Raw genomic sequence first — 15,164 nt, forward strand, 5'->3', positions numbered from 1 at the left:
CTAACCAGCCCGCTGCGTCCCGGTAAGTTGCCACCCATGACCGAGGTGACCACCGACGCCGCCGCGACCCGGCTGCGTCGTTCTCCGCTGGCCGGCCGGCACACCGCGCTCGGCGCCAAGTTCGCTCCGTTCGGCGGCTGGGAAATGCCCCTGGAGTACGCCGGCGGCGGGGTGCTGCGCGAGCACACCGCGGTGCGTACCGATGTCGGCGTGTTCGACGTGTCACACCTGGGCAAGGTGCGGGTGACCGGGCCGGGGGCGGCGGAGTTCGTCAACGCCTGCCTCAGCAACGACCTGGGCCGCATCGGGCCGGGCCGGGCGCAGTACACCCTCTGCTGCGACGAGGCGACCGGTGGGGTGGTGGACGACATCATCGCCTACCTACACGCCGACGACCACGTCTTCCTCATCCCGAACGCGGCGAACAGCGCCGAGGTGGTACGCCGGCTGCGCGCCGCCGCGCCGCCGCAGGTCACGATCACCGACGAACACGAGGGGTACGCCGTACTGGCCGTGCAGGGGCCCCGGTCGGCGGAACTGCTGAGCGGGCTCGGTCTGCCCACCGAGCACGGGTACATGAGTTTCACCCGGGCGGCGCTCGGCCCGGTCGAGCTGACCGTGTGCCGTACCGGCTACACCGGCGAACTGGGCTACGAGCTGGTGGTCCGGGCCGGCGACGCGGTCGCGGTGTGGGACGCGTTGTTCGCCGCCGAGCCGACACCGCGGGCGTGTGGGCTGGCCGCCCGGGACACGCTGCGCACCGAGATGGGGTACCCGCTGCACGGGCAGGACCTCTCGCTGGAGATCACGCCGGTGCAGGCCCGCTCCGGTTGGGCGGTCGGCTGGGACAAGCCGGCCTTCTGGGGCCGCGACGCGTTGGTCGCGGAGAAGGCCGCCGGTCCGGCGCGTACGCTGCGCGGCCTGGTCGTCGTCGACCGCGGCATTCCCCGCCCCGGCATGCCCGTGTACGCGGGCGGCACCCGGGTCGGCATCGTGACCAGCGGCACCTTCAGCCCCACGCTGAAGCAGGGCATCGCCCTCGCCCTGATCGACACCGCCCCCGCCCTCCCCGACGGCGCCGAGCTGCACGTGGACATCCGCAACCGCCGCACCCCCGTCCACCTGACCCGCCCCCCCTTCATCCACCCTTCCGTCAAATAACCCACCCACCCACCCACCCACCCCTCCTGCTCCCGTTGATCATGAGGTCAGCGGCAGCTTGAAGATCAACAACTGCCGCTAACCTCATGATCAACGAGGTGGTCCGGGGGGTGCGGTGGGGAGTTGGGTGGGGTGGGGGAGTTGGGGTTAGGGGGTGGGGGGTTGGCCGGCGTCGAGGACGGCCTGGGTCCAGCCGCCTTCGATGACGCCGCTGGTGTCGAGGACGGCCCAGTCGACGATGTCGGCGACCTCCACCACGACGGGGGAGCCGATTCGTACGGTGGGGTCGGTGTTGGCGTCGCTGGCGCTGGCACCGACGATCCGGTCCGGGGAATCCCAGTCCGTCACCCCGGCCCAGACGTACTCCGGGCCGTCGTCGCCCGGCAGCCCGTACTTGACCACCAGCTGTGTCTCCGGTGGCAGCTGGCCGTCGCGGAACCGGGCCCGGATGTCCGCCAGCCCGGCGCGAGCGGTGGCGACCGCCCGGCTCATCGCGTCACCGGAGCGGGCGTACCGCACGTCGGGCTGGATCCCGGAGAAGAGCGTGGCGCAGGCGTTGGCGAAGTAGCGCCCGGCCGGACCGGGGTGTCCGGCCGGCGGGCGCAGGCTGAGGAAGGAGTCGGCGTCCGGGTCGGTGGCCGGGTCCAGCTCCAGGCGCAGCAGCACCGGCGCGGTCGCCCCGTGCTGCTCCGGATTGCCGTACGCCACCGCGATGTCGTGCCCGGTCACCGTGGCCAGCACCGGTAGCTGCACGAACGCCGGGACCTCCTCGCCGGCCAGCCCGTCGGTCCAGTCCCGCAGCAGCCGCCGGGCGGCACCGGTCATCACCGCCCCCCAGGCCCGGGTGAGATGGTCGGGCACCCCCTGGGTCTGCAACTCCAACAGGCCGAAGCGGCGCAGCCCCTTGGTGGTGAACCAGAGCCCCTCGGCGTCCGACGAGTAGGGCACGAGTACCCAGTCGACCAGCCGGACCCGGCCCTCCGCGTCGGGCAGCGAGCGCAGCGCCGCGGCCGGGTCCAGGAACTGCAGGCCGAAGACGTCCACCACGTCGCCGCCCACCGCCTCGGCGACCGCCGCGGCCACCGCCCGGGCGGCCCACTCGTGGGCGGGCGGCCAGCCCGGCCGGTACTCCGCCTGCACCACCACCAGGTGGGTCGCCGCGGCCAGCCGGTCCAGCTGCGCCTCGCTCGCCCCGAACGCGGTGAGCAGGTCCGGCGGCAGCTCGGGAAACTCGCCGACGGGCCGGATGTCGACGCTCATCAGCGGACTGTCGAGCATCTGCCGGGCCAGCCCGTACACCGGTTCGGCGAGCCGACCGGCCAACTTCCCGACGGCCGTCCGAGCGGTCACCGACGGCAGTCCCGCCGTCGGCACCAGATAGGTCGCGCTGAGTGACTCCGGGACCGGAACGGGCAGGAAATCGTCGGTGATGAGCATGTCGTCCCCAGGGTGGCCGCGCCGGTTCTGTCGTCGCAGGTACGCTACCCGGCGCCGGGCGGCCAGCTCAGCCGGACAGCACCAGTCCCAGGTAGACGAGCGTGGTGACCAGCTCGACGGTCGCGCCGAGCACGTCTCCGGTGATCCCGCCGAGCCGGCGTACCACGTGCCGCAGCAGCCCGGCCGCGACGGCGAGCGCCGTCAGGACGACAAGCGGGCCCTGCCACGGGTGTTGCGGTACCGCCGCGACCGCCAGCAGCGCGACGGCGGCGGTGGCGGCGGCCAACGCGACCGGCCCGACGCTGCCGGCGACCAGCGCACCCAGCCCCTCGGGTCGCGCCGCCGGCACACCGCGTCGGCAGGCCAGCGTCACCCCGAGCCGCCCAGCGGCAGTGGCCGTCAGCACGGCAGCGAACACCGTCGGGCGGGACCGGCCGGCCAGCTCGGCCAGCGCAGCGGCCTGCACCAGCAGGACGAGCACCAGGGCGACCACGCCGAAGGGGCCCACGTCGGGCTTCTTCATGATCTCCAGAGCGGCCGGTCCGCGCCGGTACGACCCGAGCGCGTCCACGGTGTCGGCCAGCCCGTCCAGGTGCAGCCCCCGGGTGAGCAGGGCGGCCGTTGCGACGGTCACCCCGGCGGCGACCAGCGGCGCGGTGCCGGCGTCCACCAGCAGCAGTACGCCGGCCACCGGCACACCGAGCAGCACGCCGACCGCCGGGGCGAGCGTCATCGCCGTACCGGCGGTGGCCCGGTCGATCCGGCCGACGCGCAGCGGCAGGATGGTGAGGGTGGTCAGCGCCAGCCGCGCCCCGTCGCCGAGCCGGGGCTCAGCCGGCACGTGCGGCGGAGGTCTCCGCCGGCTCGGCGGCCGGCGCGGTGGTGGTCGGGCCGGGCCCCTCGGGTTCCGGCTCGTGGAAATCGGGCTCCGCCTCCTCGACCGGGCCCGGTTCACCGCCCTCGTCCTCGCTGTCGTCGCCCTCGGGGCGGGATGGCAGCGCGGCGGACAGCGCCAGCGCCGAGCGCAGCAGCGGTAGGACGGTGAGTGCGTTCGCCCCCTCGCCGAGATCGAGCCGCAGCTGGGTCAACGGATCCAGGCCGAGCACGTCGGCGGCCAGCCGGACGGCCGGGTGACCGCCGTCGTCGGCCAGCAGGCACCAGTGCCGGGCCTGTCCGGCCAGGTCCCGGCTGATCAGCCCGGCGGCCACTCCGACGGGTCCATCCAGCAGCACCGGCAGCCGGCCGGCGGTCGCACCCAGCAGGATGCCGGTGGCGACGGCGATGTCCCCGCCGCCCAACTCGGCGAGCACGCCCACGCCGTTCCGGGAGGAACGACGGGTGCGGTGCAGGGCGTCGCGGACCGCGGCACAGCGGGCCATCCAGGCCACGTCGTCGATCTCGCCGCCCGCGGTGACCACCCGGGCGAGCACCGCGGACGGTTCGGCACCGGCGGTCGCGGCCAGCACCGCCGCGGCAGTGGCCTCGGCGCCGGCGCCGCACGCGGCCAGCACCAGCAGCTGTACGCCGGCATCCGCCGCCTCCTCGGCCAGCCGCCAGCCGTAGCGCAGGGCCGACTCCACCTGCTCGGCGTCCAGCGCCGGGCCGTGCTCGATGGGCGCGGCGGCGGGGGCGTCCACCACCTGGAGGCTCGCCCCGCTCTCGGCGGCCAGCCGGGCGAGCACACCCTGCCCGGCTCGGGCCTGCTCGGCCCGCCGGGCCGACTCACCGGTCACCGTGCCGGCGGCGACCCCGCCGGCGTGGTCGCCGTGCACCAGCAGCACCCGCACCGACCGCCAGGGCGTCGGGGTGGGAGTGCCCTGGGTGGCGGCGGCGAACGAGACCACCTGCTCCAGCGCGCCGAGCCCGGTGCCCGGCACGTCCAGGCCCGCCAGCCGTTCGACGGCCTGCGGTCCGGCGTACTCGTCGGGCATGGGCAGTTCCATGCCGGGCTGAATGACCAGGTCGGTCGCGGCCATCGGGAGGGTCCTGGTGGGTGCCGTCCCGCCGGTGCCGACGGTGTCGGGTCCGGCGGTCACCTGCGGGGTGGTCACCGGCGGCGAGCCGGGCAGCGGCGGGCTGGCGGTGACCGGCAGCTCGCCGGCCGGGCCGGCCTGGGCGGGCACCGTGGCGCCGCCAGCGGCCTGCTGACCAGGGGCGGCCACGGCTGCCGGTGACGCCTCGGCGGCGCCTGTGGGCTGGCCGACGGCGGGCTTCAACCGGCACGGCTGACCGGCGACCACCAGGACCACCGTGTCGCAGGCGTCCGCGACGGCGCGGTTGACCGCGCCGAGGGCGTCGGTGAACGCCCGGCCCAGCGGAGTGGTGGGCACCAGGGAGAGCCCGACCTCGGGACTGACCAGCACCAACCGCGCGGCGCAGAACCGCACGGCGGCGGCCAGTTCGTCGACCGTGGCGTTGTCGTCGGCCGGCTGGTGAGCCGGGTCGAGCAGGACGGTCACCCAGCCGCCGAGGTCGTCGACGAGCAGCGTGTCCTCCGGCCGGGCGGTGGAGATCACGTCCGCGAGGCGACGCGGGTCGGTCGCGGTCTCCTCGGTGCTCCAGGTCTCGGGCCGGCGGGCGCGGTGCGCGGCGAGTCGCGCGGCCCACTCGGGGTCGTCGCCCGGGTCGGCGGCGGTGGCCAGGTAGCGGACCGTGGGCGCGTCGGCGACCAGGGACTCGGCGAACTCCGACTTGCCGGACCGGATGCCACCGAGGACCAGAAGCGTGTTCCACCCGTCTAGGGACATGCTGCGTACCTTACGTCCAGCGGGACGGCCGGGGCACCGCAGGTGCGGCACCGCACCACCGCCCCGCGGCGTGGTCAGTGCCGCTCGGGGGCCCGGTACCTGAAGTCGTTGGGGTTGACGTTCGCCGGCTTCGGATCCTCCTGCCAGGCACCCTCACCGGGACGGGCCTGGAGGGCGTCGATCAGTTCGTTCCGGTCCATCTCCCGCGCCCCTTCGATTCCGCCGCGCACCGCGATGTCGCGCAGTTCCGCCGTGTCCATCTGCGGGATCGGTGTCGTCATTGTCGCCTCCTGTGCGTCGGGTTCCCGAAACACATACCCGGTCACGGCAGGCTCAGTCGCAGTGCTCGAAGGGACTGCTGTAGCTGGCGCCACCGGCGGAGCCGCCCCACTTGACGCAGGTCCCGGCCGCCTCGGCCCGCACCGGGCCGGCGTAGTAGCGGAACGAGCCGTCGTCGGTGGACCGCCCGCGTCCGCGTACCTCCAGGAAAGCCGAGACCGCCGTCTGCGCGCCGACCGCGCTCTCCTTCAGCGTCACCACGCAGTTCGAGCCGGTACCCGCGTGGTAGAGCAGGTGGACGGTGGCCTGCCGGCGACCGTCGGCGGTCAACGGCGCCGAGTTGATCACCCGGTAGCCGCTGCCGCACGCCTGGGTGGCGGTGTAGGGGTTCGCCTGCTCGTCGCCGCTGGGTCTGGCGCTCGGCCGGGGCGATGGCGAAGCGGAACGGGTCGGCTGGGGGCTGGCCGTCCCGGCGTCGTCGCGTCCCGGTGACGGCGACGAGGTGCCCTTCGTCGCCGGTACGGAGGCTGTCGGTGACCGGCTCGCCGACCGCTCACCCGTGCCCTGCGCGCCGGTCTCCCCGGCGGTGACCAGTCCCGCCGCGCCCGACGCGGACGCGGCCACCGGAGGGTCGGCGCCTTCGGCGCCCGGCTGCGACACCACCGCGAGCGCCACCCCCACCGCGGCGACGATCACGACACCGGCCACCGCGGTGACCATGGCCGGAGCGCCGAACCGCCGGCCACTGCCCGGTCGCGTCGGCGCGCTCGCCACGGTGACCGTCCCGGTACCGGACCCGGCCCCGACCGGCGCGGGCATGGCCAGGCCACCCTGCCCCGGACGCGCAGCCGGCGGCGGCACCGCGATACCGCTCGGCCCGGGGTGTGCGGCGTTCTCCGGCGCGGTGGCGCGGGCAGTGGCGGCCAGGTCCGCCGCGCTGGCGTGTCGGTCGCCGGGCTGCCTGGCCATGGCTCTGAACACCAGTGCGGCCACCGGCGGGGGAACGTCCGGCGGGAGCGGGGGTGGCTCCTCCCGCAGCCGCCGTAGGGCCACGTCGAGCGGGTTGTCTCCGACGAACGGAGGCCGGCCGGCGAGGCAGAGGTACGCCACGGCGCCGAGAGCGTAGATGTCGCTCAGCCCGGAAATCGGCTGGCCGCCCGCCTGCTCGGGGGACATGAACGAGGCGGTGCCGAGCACCGTGTAAGCGGCGGTGATCCCGGCCGTGGCGCCCGAGCGGGCGATGCCGAAGTCCACAAGCACCACCCTGCCGTCCGCCTTGACCAGGAGGTTGCCCGGTTTCACGTCCCGGTGCACGATGCCGGCGAGGTGGGCGGCGTGCAGCGCCTCGGCGGTCTGGGCCACGACGGACATGGTGGTGGCCGGGTCCAGCCGGCCCAGCCGGCGCAGCCGGGCGCTCAACGGCTCGCCCTCGACGTACTCCATCACCAGGTAGTCCACCTGGCTGCCGTCGGTGAGCGTGGCCTGGCCGACGTCGTGCACCGCGACCACCCCGGGGTGCCGCAGCGCGGCAAGCATCCGTGCCTCGGCCCGGAAGCGGGTGGTGAACTCGGGTTCGGCGGTCAACGCCGGCAACAGCACCTTCACCGCCACCTCGCGGCCCAGCAGCAGGTCCGTCGCTCGCCAGACCGCGCCCATCCCGCCGGTCGCCACCTGCTCAACCAGCCGGTACCGCCCGCTGAGCACGCCCCCTTGAGTCAGCACCGGGCCACGGTACCGGTCGTCGATCGATGCCCGTGGCCCGGTCGTCGGCCGTGCGGTACGACTACGCTGGCGGAGGTCCGTCCCATGGGGGCAGCAGCGGCGAGGGGAGACGCGCACATGGCGTGGAGCTGGCGGTACGAGGGCGCGAACGGCGAGTCGGTCGACGGGCCGGCCGAGTCGTTCGGCAGCCAGGCGGATGCCGAGTCCTGGATCGGTCAGACCTGGCGGGAACTCGCGGCGTCCGGCGTCACCTCGGTCGCGCTCCTCGAAGACGATCGGGTGGAGTACCGGATGAGCCTGCTGCCCGCGGCGGAGTGATGACACCCAGGGACTCCGAGCCGCTGGTGCTCGGGGTGCCCCGGGCGGCCTTCCGGCCCAGCCCGGTCTTCCTGGCACTGGTCGCCCTGCTGGTGACCAGCGCCGTGTTGACCTGGCACGGGATCGGCAACGTCCGGCTCACCGTGTTCGGCTTCGTCGTCTCCGGCTGGCTCGTCTCGTTGTGCCTGCACGAGTACGCCCACGCCGTGGTGGCGTACCGCAGCGGCGACCGGGGGGTTGCCCACCGCGGCTACCTGACGCTGAACCCGTTGAAGTACAGCCACCCGTTGCTGTCCATCGCGCTGCCGGTGGTGGTGGTACTGCTCGGCGGGATCGGCCTGCCCGGTGGCGCCGTCTGGGTCGACCGGCACGTCATTCCGGGGCGGTTACGGCACACCCTGGTCAGCCTCGCCGGGCCCGCCACCAACGTGCTGTTCGCGCTCGTGCTGGTGGTGGTGCTGCGGCTCGGTACGGGCGGCGGTGGGCCGGTGGAGTTCTGGGCGGCGGTGGCCCTGCTGGCCTTCCTCCAGATCACCGCCAGCCTGCTCAACCTGCTGCCGGTGCCCGGGCTGGACGGCGGCAACATGATCCAGCCGTGGCTGACTCCGCAGTACCGGCGGATGTACGACCTGTTCGCGCCGTACGGGTTCATCCTGCTCTTCGCGTTGCTGTGGAATCCGACGATCGGCGGCTGGTTCTTCACCGCCGTCTTCGCCATCGGCGACGTGCTCGGCCTGCCGCCCTGGCTGTACGCGACAGGTCTGGACCTGATCCGCTTCTGGCAGGGCTGAGCCCGGCCGAGACGCCGTCCGCCCGGCCGACGCGTGCGGTACGCCGGCCGGGCGGGGTGGGGGTCAGGGCCGTTCGGCCGGCGACTCGGTACGCGCCGGGTCCCGCTCGGTCACCGGCTCGACGATCTCGTCGATCGCCTTGAGCAGGCTGGCGTCGAGCTTCACGCCGGCCGCCTTGACGTTGTCGTGCACCTGCTCGGGGCGTGACGCCCCGATGATGGCCGACGACACGTTGGGGTTCTGCAACACCCAGGCGATGGCCAGCTGGGCCATGGTCAGCCCGGCCTGCTCGGCCAGCGGCTTGAGCTGCTGCACCCGGGTCAGCACGTCGTCGGTCAACCACTTGGCGATGAAGCCCGCGCCGGACTTCTCGTCGGTGGCCCGGGAACCGGAGGGCGGTGGCTGGCCCGGCAGGTACTTGCCGGAGAGCACGCCCTGGGCCATCGGCGACCAGACGATCTGACCCAGACCCAGCTCCTCGCTGGTGGGGATGACCTCGCTCTCGATGACCCGCCAGAGCATCGAGTACTGCGGCTGGCTGGACACCAGCGGGATGCGCAGCTCCCGGGCGAGGCCGTGCGCCTCGCGGATCTGCGATGCCTTCCACTCGGAGACGCCGATGTAGTGCGCCTTGCCGGAGTGCACGACGTCGGCGAACGCCTCCATCGTCTCCTCCAGCGGGGTGCTGTAGTCGTACCGGTGGGCCTGGTAGAGGTCCACGTAGTCGGTACGCAGCCGGCGCAGCGATCCGTTGATCGACTCCATGATGTGCTTACGGGACAGGCCCCGGTCGTTGCGGCCCGGCCCGGTGGGCCAGTACACCTTGGTGAAGATCTCCAGACCCTCGCGCCGTTCCTGCTGAAGCGCCCGGCCGAGGACGTCCTCGGCGCGGGTGCCGGCGTACACGTCGGCGGTGTCGAAGGTGGTGATGCCGGCGTCGAGGGCGGCTCGCACGCAGGCGAACGCCGCTTCCTCCTCGACCTGTGAACCGTGGGTGATCCAGTTGCCGTACGAGATCTCACTGACCATGAGGCCGGAGCGGCCCAGGTGTCGGAATTCCATGTTCTGACCCTAGCCCGCCCTGGTGTACCCGGCAGGAGGCGGTGATCAGTCCGGGTCCGACAGCAGTGCGTGGCGCAGGCTGCGAGCGAGCCAGTGCCGGAAGGTCTCCTCGGTCCAGCCGCGCTCCAGCACCAGTGCGCCGTAGTGTGCCGGGTCGTTGTAGAACCACACCTCGTCGATGGCAGCCTCGACGTCGGAGCCCTGGCGCAGTGGCCCGCCCAGGGAGCACAGCCGCTCGACCACCATCGTGGCGCCGAGCCGCCGGTTGCGCAGCAGCGTCTGCCAGACCTCGGCCACCTCGGGGCTGCCGTCGGCGGCCCGCCGGACGGTTTCGAACACCCGGGCGGTCCGCCCACCGATCAGGGTGCAGACCCCGGCGTACGCGTCGAGCACCGCGCGCCCGGTGGCGGCCTCCCAGACCGGCCGGTACCAGGGGCGTTGCGCCACCGGCACCGGCTCGTCGTCGCCGGCGAGCGCCTCGTCGAGCACCTGACGCAGCAGCGCCGCCTTGGAGCCGAACGCGGCGAACACGGTTGGCCTGGCCACCCCCGCCGCGACCGCCACGTCGGCCAGCGACGTGGCCGTGTAGCCCCGCGTGACGAAGAGGTCGGTCGCCGCCGCGACCACGGCCTGCCGGGTGCGGCGGGCATTTTCCTCGCGGATCCGGGACCGGTACGGCCTGGTCGGTCTTCCGCCCTTGACTTCATCCATGGCGTCGCCATACTAGCAATGTATTCACTAGACTCCTAGCTATCTAATAGCGGCTGGCTATCCAATAGCTCGCTGTCCAGCGAAGGTCGTCGTCCCTGGGAGGCACCATGTCCGTCCATCCGTTCGTACGCCGGCCCGACGATGGGGAGGCGTACTGGTTCCTGGGCAACCTGGTCACCGTCAAGGCGACCGGTGCGCAGACCGGCGGACGGCTCACCGCCGTGGAGTTCGTCAACCCGCCCGGCTTCGCGCCGCCACTGCACCGGCACCAGGTCGAGGACGAGATGTTCTACCTGCTGTCCGGCACCGCGACCTTCTACTGCGACGACGCGGTGCTGACCGCCGCGCCGGGTGATTTCGTGCTGCTGCCGGCGGGTCTGCCGCACACCTTCGTGGTCGGTCCGGACGAACCGCTGCGGGTGCTGCAACTGACCACCCCCGCCGGCTTCGAGGAGTACGTCGCCGAAGTCGGAGTGCCAGCGCTCGAACGCCGGCTGCCGGACCCGGCACCAATCGATCCGGCCGCCCTCGGGCACGCCTCCGCGCGGCACGGGATCGAGCTGCTGGGACCGCCGCCCGGTCAGCAGCCGACCGGACCGGCCGACCAACCGACCCACCGGCCAGTGCCGTGACCACCGTCGGCGCACGGGACGGTTCGACGCCCGGCCGGGCGGGTGACCGGCGGCGGAGCCGGAGAATCGCCCCCCGCACCCCCGGTCACCAGCGCACCCCCGGTCATCGGCGCGTGTCGGACCCCGGCACCGAACGTCGCCACCCGTGCCGGCTGGGGCCCAAGACCGGGCAGGCCCGGCTGCACCGCGCCCGGAAGCGGTCGACGGCGTCGGCCTGACTCTGACCTGCACCGGTGGCGCGGCGACAGCCCGGCCGCGCGTCGTCTGGGGCGGCGCCGGAGGGCACGGCCTCCGCAAACACGTTCTTCAGAGCACCGGGTTGGCGTCGGCGAGCAGCCCGTCGATCTCGGCGACGACCGCACTCGGATGGTGGAACATCGGGTCGATCAACGACTCGCCCCGCCGGTCCAACGCACCCCAGTTCCCGGCGCTGTTGGTGGCCAGGAAGGCGACCGGGTGGATCAGCAACGCCGGGTGCGCCGGTGCGACGATCACCTGCCCGCTACGGTCCACCACACCCTTGCGACCAGCCAGGTCCACCACGGCCAGGCCCTCCTCGGTGAAACCGTCGACGTAGTGACCGTCGGCCAGCGTGGTGTGGAAGCCGTGGTAGCGGGTCGGCACCACGATCCGGCCGGTGCGGTCGACGGCACCCCAGCCCTCCCGGCGTACCACCGCCACGCCCTTGTGGAAGGGCCGTACGTCGGCGAAACCCGGCGGCACCGCCACCTCGCCGGTGGTGTCGACGGCGTGCCAACCGCTCTCGTCCCGCACCACCCAGGCCAGGCCGTCGGAGAACGGCCGAGCCGCCAGGTAGGTCGGCCCGAGCACCGTCTCGCCGGCCAGGTTGATCAACGACCACCGGTCGCTCTGGGGTCCGCGTACCCAGGCCAGGCCGTCCCGGAACGGCTGTGCCTCGGCGTACCGGGCGGGCACCACCATGTCGCCGTCGGCGTCCGCGTAGCCCCACAGGCCCTGGCCGCCGTCGGGTGCCGGCACCGGCGCCCGGTCGCGCTCCAGCACCTCGTCCCAACTACGCGGGTACGGCCCGAAGCCGCTCTCCTCAGCTTTGGCGGCGACCGCGTCGAGGCCGGTCCGGACCCGGGCCAGCAATTCGGCGTCCTGCTCGCCACGCAGGTCGAGAGCCCGCTCGAAGTGATGGCACGCCTCGATCAGCCGGCCCTGGTCGTGGCAGCAGCGGGCGGCGTGCTCGTGCAGTGCGGCGCGCAGCCGGTCGGGCAGTTCGATCGAGTTGGCCTCCGCGAACAGTCGGTCGGCCTCGGCGAACTCGCCGCGCCAGCGCAGCACGTGGGCCAACCGGGCCTGGGCGAGCGCGGCCCGACGCAACTCCCCGGTCGCCTCGGCGTAGGTCAGCGCCATCCGGCCGTCGTCCAGCGCGTCGTCCAGGTCGTCAAGGACCCGTGAGGCCACCGCGCGCAGACTCAGCAGCCGGGCCCGGGACCGGTTGTCCAGGGCCGAGGCGAGCTTCTCGGTGAGCCGCTCCCGGACCTCCCGCAGTTCCTCCGGGTCGTCCACGATCTCGCGCAAAGTCACCGGGTCGAGACGCCAGCGGAAGCCCGCCAACACCTGTTCGGGATCGGCCGGCGGTTCGGGTACTGGCTCGCTGTCGTCCGCGTCGTCGGAGCCCTGCTCGTCGTCGGCCGGCGGGCCGGACACGGACGATGTGGCGAGCACGTCGTCGACCGGGCCGGTGCCGTCAGCAGGCGGCATCCCGTCGTCGACGTCACCGAACCTGATGCTGCCCGGACGCTCGCCGGCGCCGGACCCGGTGGTGTGGTCGGCGGCCTGGGCCGGGTCGCCGGATGACGCGGTGTCACCCGGCGGTGCGGAAACCGGCGGTGCGGACGCCGGCACGGCGGAGACCGGTGCTGCTGCCGACGCCGGCACGGCGGAGACCGGTGCACCGAGGTCGGGCTCGCCGGACGGTACGGGCACCGGCGCTCCGTACGCCGGCGGCGCGGAAACCGGAGGAACCGGGAACGGCGGCGCGGAGACCGGCGCCGCCGAGGTCGGTGCGGTCGGCGGTGGTCCGACCGGCCGTTCGGGCAGCGGCGGTGCCGAGGTGGGGACCGCCGAGACCGGTGGTGCGGGGACGTCGACGTCGTCGAGCGGCGCGACGTTCGGTGGCACGGAGAAGGCGGGCGGTGCCGGTTCGGCGTGCGACCCCGAGGCGGGGGGTGTGAGCTGCTCCCGTGGTTGCGTGGCGGCGGGCCCGGCCTGCGCCGCGGCGGGCGGCTCGGCGGCCGGCCCGAACCAGCTCTGCGGGCCGTCGGACGCTGAACGGGCGGGCGCCGGCGCGGGCGCGGGCGTGGACGGCTCGGGCGCTGGAGGGATGTACCGGGTGGGCTGGCGGGCCGCCGGTGGCGGGCCGAGCGGTGCCTGGTCGATGCCGGCCGGCTCGGACGTCCGCCCCGACGGTGCGGAGACAGGTGGCCGGTTGGGTGGCGCGGAGACCGGGCGATGGGTGGGCGGTGCGGAGACCGGCCGGGCGGCCGGCGCGCCGACGGGCGGCTGCGCCGGTGGTGCGGAGACCGGCGGCCGGGTGGGTGGTGCGGAGACCGGTCGGTGGGCCGGCGGTGCGGAGACCGGCGGTCGGGTCGGTGGCGCGGAGACCGGCCGGGCCGGGGGCGGGGTGACGGGGGATGCAGCGGCGACCGAGGGCGCCGACGTCGGTGGTGGCGAGGCGACGACCGGCTGGTCGTGCAGGGGAGCCGGTCGGACCTGGTGCTCGTGCAACGGCGCGGGACGCACCTCGTGCTGGTGCAGGGGTGCCGGTCGGACCGAGTCCCCGGCCGGTGCCCGATCGGCACCGGAGGCGGCGGCGGGCCGGTCCCGGTCCTGGCCGGGGAGGTCGGTCCGGTTCCGGTCGGGGCGCCCGGTCGGACCACGGTCCTGGCCCGGTTGGCGGCTGTCGCTCCGGTCCCCGGCAACGGCGGCGGGGCGAGCCCGTTGCGGGTGACCGACCTCCGGCTGGTGGTGCTGCGGGGCGGGGGAGACCGGTCGGGCCCGCCCGGCCGCGGGGGAGACCGGACGGTCCGGCACCACCGACAGGTGACGGCGGCGTGGGTCCTGATCGGGTGCCGCGGAGACTGGCCGGTCGGGGTCGGGCAGCGCAGCGGCCGGCCGGTCGTCGAACCGCTGCGGGCCGGGACCGTCAGGTACGCCGCTCGGTCGCCGGTCGGCATCCTGCTCCGGCGGGGTCGGCCGCTGGTACTCGCGATGGTCCCGCCCACTGCTCGGCCGCAGCGGTCCGGGCGCGGGCCAGGGCAGGTCGCCGCGCGACGGAGCGTCGTACGCCTGCTGGTCCGGCGTTGGCGGCTCCTGGCGACCCCGTCGGCGGGCCCGGTCCGGGCGGTCCCATTCGTCTGAGGCGGGACGGGCCGGTTCCTCGTCGACGAATCCGTCCGGGTACGGCGCGGCGTCCGGGTCGCCGCCGCCGACGAAGTCGCTGCGGTAACCGTCCACCACCGGACCATCGGTGCGGTTCGGCTGCCCGGGGTGGTGACTCCACTGGTAGCGAGGGCGCTGGGCGGCGTCCTCAGCCGTGCGGCGGTCGGCACCCTCGACCGGGCGGTGTGCGGCGGCGGGCCGACGCGTCTCCTCGTCGACCTCCGCAACCCAGCCGGGTTCCGGGCGGGGGGCTGGGGACACCGGTGCGCCACGCCGGTAATCGTCGCGCCCGGTCGGCTCGGAGTGGCGCGGCCGATCCGCGTACCGGTCGGGTTCGCGCTGGCCCCGTCGCTCCGGTTCGGGTCGCGGATACCGGTTGTCGCGGCGGTCCGGGTCACGCCGTTCGGGTTCCCGCCGGGCGTACCGCTCCGGGTCGCGGCGCGCGTACCGGTCGGGGTCGCGCTGGTCGCGGGGGCGGTCCGGGTCGCGACGGTCGGGGTACCGGTCGGGGTCCCGCTGGTCGCGGCGATCGACGTATCGGTCCGGGTCGCGCTGGTCGCGGCGCGACGGCGCGCCCGGACCGGAGGCCTGCGGTCCGAAGTCCGACCAGACGACCCCGTCGCGGCCCCGGGCCGGCTCACCATACGACGAGCGCCGTCCCTCGGGTCGCGACTGCTCCGGCCGGGTGCCGGGCGGCACCGACCGGTCGTACGGTCGCGAACCGTTCGAGCCGTCGGCGGGTCGACGGTCGAGGATCTCGTGCCGCCCCGGCCAGCCGTCCGGTTCCTCGTCCCAGGACCGACCGACGTACGTGCCGTCGGGTCGGGTCGGCGCGAGCGGTGGCACCTCGGCACGTCCGACGGCGCTCGCTCGACCTCGTGCGGCAGGCGGCT

Annotated in this window: 12 protein-coding genes; 4 read left to right on the forward strand and 8 right to left on the reverse strand. The window is 74.4% G+C overall.

Annotated features, from left to right (window positions below; genetic code table 11):
* Nucleotides 1–36 precede the first annotated feature (36 nt).
* A complete protein-coding gene (gene gcvT, locus ACFY2A_RS13070; protein WP_387171346.1) occupies nt 37–1,161 on the forward strand; it encodes a glycine cleavage system aminomethyltransferase GcvT in 1,125 nt (374 codons plus the stop codon).
* A gap of 147 nt (nt 1,162–1,308) precedes the next feature.
* Here the strand turns inward: gcvT and ACFY2A_RS13075 are convergent, their stop codons facing one another.
* The 5 genes from ACFY2A_RS13075 to ACFY2A_RS13095 all read right to left on the reverse strand — a co-directional run bounded on the left by ACFY2A_RS13075 (nt 1,309) and on the right by ACFY2A_RS13095 (nt 7,346).
* Entirely contained in the window at nt 1,309–2,598 is a 1,290-nt protein-coding gene (locus ACFY2A_RS13075; protein ID WP_387171348.1) for a DUF2314 domain-containing protein, read from the reverse strand.
* Nucleotides 2,599–2,665: 67 nt separating this feature from the next.
* Nucleotides 2,666–3,439: an adenosylcobinamide-GDP ribazoletransferase gene (locus ACFY2A_RS13080; protein ID WP_387171350.1), complete on the reverse strand. Its 774-nt coding sequence runs from the start codon at nt 3,437–3,439 to the stop codon at nt 2,666–2,668.
* Nucleotides 3,429–5,345, reverse strand: coding sequence for a bifunctional adenosylcobinamide kinase/adenosylcobinamide-phosphate guanylyltransferase (locus tag ACFY2A_RS13085; protein WP_387171352.1), 1,917 nt, complete (start codon nt 5,343–5,345; stop codon nt 3,429–3,431). Before ACFY2A_RS13085 ends, ACFY2A_RS13080 begins: the two co-directional genes overlap by 11 nt.
* 74 nt (nt 5,346–5,419) lie before the next feature.
* On the reverse strand, nt 5,420–5,626 hold the full coding sequence (locus ACFY2A_RS13090) for a hypothetical protein (RefSeq protein WP_363924544.1): 207 nt from the start codon (nt 5,624–5,626) through the stop codon (nt 5,420–5,422).
* Nucleotides 5,627–5,678: 52 nt separating this feature from the next.
* Nucleotides 5,679–7,346 (reverse strand): protein kinase, encoded by a 1,668-nt coding sequence (locus ACFY2A_RS13095; RefSeq protein ID WP_387171354.1) that lies wholly within the window; start codon nt 7,344–7,346, stop codon nt 5,679–5,681.
* A 117-nt stretch (nt 7,347–7,463) separates the two neighbouring features.
* On the opposite strand from ACFY2A_RS13095, the gene ACFY2A_RS13100 reads away from it, so the two are divergent.
* Entirely contained in the window at nt 7,464–7,664 is a 201-nt protein-coding gene (locus tag ACFY2A_RS13100) for a hypothetical protein (protein ID WP_203996708.1), read from the forward strand.
* A complete protein-coding gene (locus tag ACFY2A_RS13105; RefSeq protein WP_387171356.1) occupies nt 7,664–8,455 on the forward strand; it encodes a site-2 protease family protein in 792 nt (263 codons plus the stop codon). The genes ACFY2A_RS13100 and ACFY2A_RS13105 overlap by 1 nt, the downstream gene beginning before the upstream one ends.
* 63 nt (nt 8,456–8,518) lie before the next feature.
* Here the strand turns inward: ACFY2A_RS13105 and ACFY2A_RS13110 are convergent, their stop codons facing one another.
* Nucleotides 8,519–9,517 (reverse strand): aldo/keto reductase family protein, encoded by a 999-nt coding sequence (locus ACFY2A_RS13110; RefSeq protein WP_387171358.1) that lies wholly within the window; start codon nt 9,515–9,517, stop codon nt 8,519–8,521.
* Nucleotides 9,518–9,562: 45 nt separating this feature from the next.
* Complete coding sequence (locus tag ACFY2A_RS13115; RefSeq protein WP_387171360.1) at nt 9,563–10,228, reverse strand: TetR/AcrR family transcriptional regulator; 666 nt, start codon at nt 10,226–10,228, stop codon at nt 9,563–9,565.
* Between the two features lie 107 nt (nt 10,229–10,335).
* Between ACFY2A_RS13115 and ACFY2A_RS13120 the strand changes: the two genes are divergently transcribed.
* Nucleotides 10,336–10,860, forward strand: coding sequence for a quercetin 2,3-dioxygenase (locus tag ACFY2A_RS13120; protein WP_387171362.1), 525 nt, complete (start codon nt 10,336–10,338; stop codon nt 10,858–10,860).
* Nucleotides 10,861–11,166: 306 nt separating this feature from the next.
* On the opposite strand, the gene ACFY2A_RS13125 is transcribed toward ACFY2A_RS13120, so the two are convergent.
* Nucleotides 11,167–15,117, reverse strand: coding sequence for a WG repeat-containing protein (locus ACFY2A_RS13125; RefSeq protein ID WP_387171364.1), 3,951 nt, complete (start codon nt 15,115–15,117; stop codon nt 11,167–11,169).
* Nucleotides 15,118–15,164: the final 47 nt, after the last annotated feature.

It is taken from the genome of Micromonospora sp. NPDC000442 (assembly GCF_042898635.1).
Taxonomy (GTDB): domain Bacteria; phylum Actinomycetota; class Actinomycetes; order Mycobacteriales; family Micromonosporaceae; genus Micromonospora.

What these genes read in the sequence shown, in the direction of transcription:
- ACFY2A_RS13115 (WP_387171360.1), bottom strand. Translation starts at nt 10,228, where the DNA reads ATGGATGAAGTCAAGGGCGGAAGACCGACCAGGCCGTACCGGTCCCGG.
- ACFY2A_RS13090 (WP_363924544.1), bottom strand. Translation starts at nt 5,626, where the DNA reads ATGACGACACCGATCCCGCAGATGGACACGGCGGAACTGCGCGACATC.
- ACFY2A_RS13100 (WP_203996708.1), top strand. Translation starts at nt 7,464, where the DNA reads ATGGCGTGGAGCTGGCGGTACGAGGGCGCGAACGGCGAGTCGGTCGAC.
- ACFY2A_RS13075 (WP_387171348.1), bottom strand. Translation starts at nt 2,598, where the DNA reads ATGCTCATCACCGACGATTTCCTGCCCGTTCCGGTCCCGGAGTCACTC.
- gcvT (WP_387171346.1), top strand. Translation starts at nt 37, where the DNA reads ATGACCGAGGTGACCACCGACGCCGCCGCGACCCGGCTGCGTCGTTCT.
- ACFY2A_RS13085 (WP_387171352.1), bottom strand. Translation starts at nt 5,345, where the DNA reads ATGTCCCTAGACGGGTGGAACACGCTTCTGGTCCTCGGTGGCATCCGG.
- ACFY2A_RS13105 (WP_387171356.1), top strand. Translation starts at nt 7,664, where the DNA reads ATGACACCCAGGGACTCCGAGCCGCTGGTGCTCGGGGTGCCCCGGGCG.
- ACFY2A_RS13120 (WP_387171362.1), top strand. Translation starts at nt 10,336, where the DNA reads ATGTCCGTCCATCCGTTCGTACGCCGGCCCGACGATGGGGAGGCGTAC.
- ACFY2A_RS13110 (WP_387171358.1), bottom strand. Translation starts at nt 9,517, where the DNA reads ATGGAATTCCGACACCTGGGCCGCTCCGGCCTCATGGTCAGTGAGATC.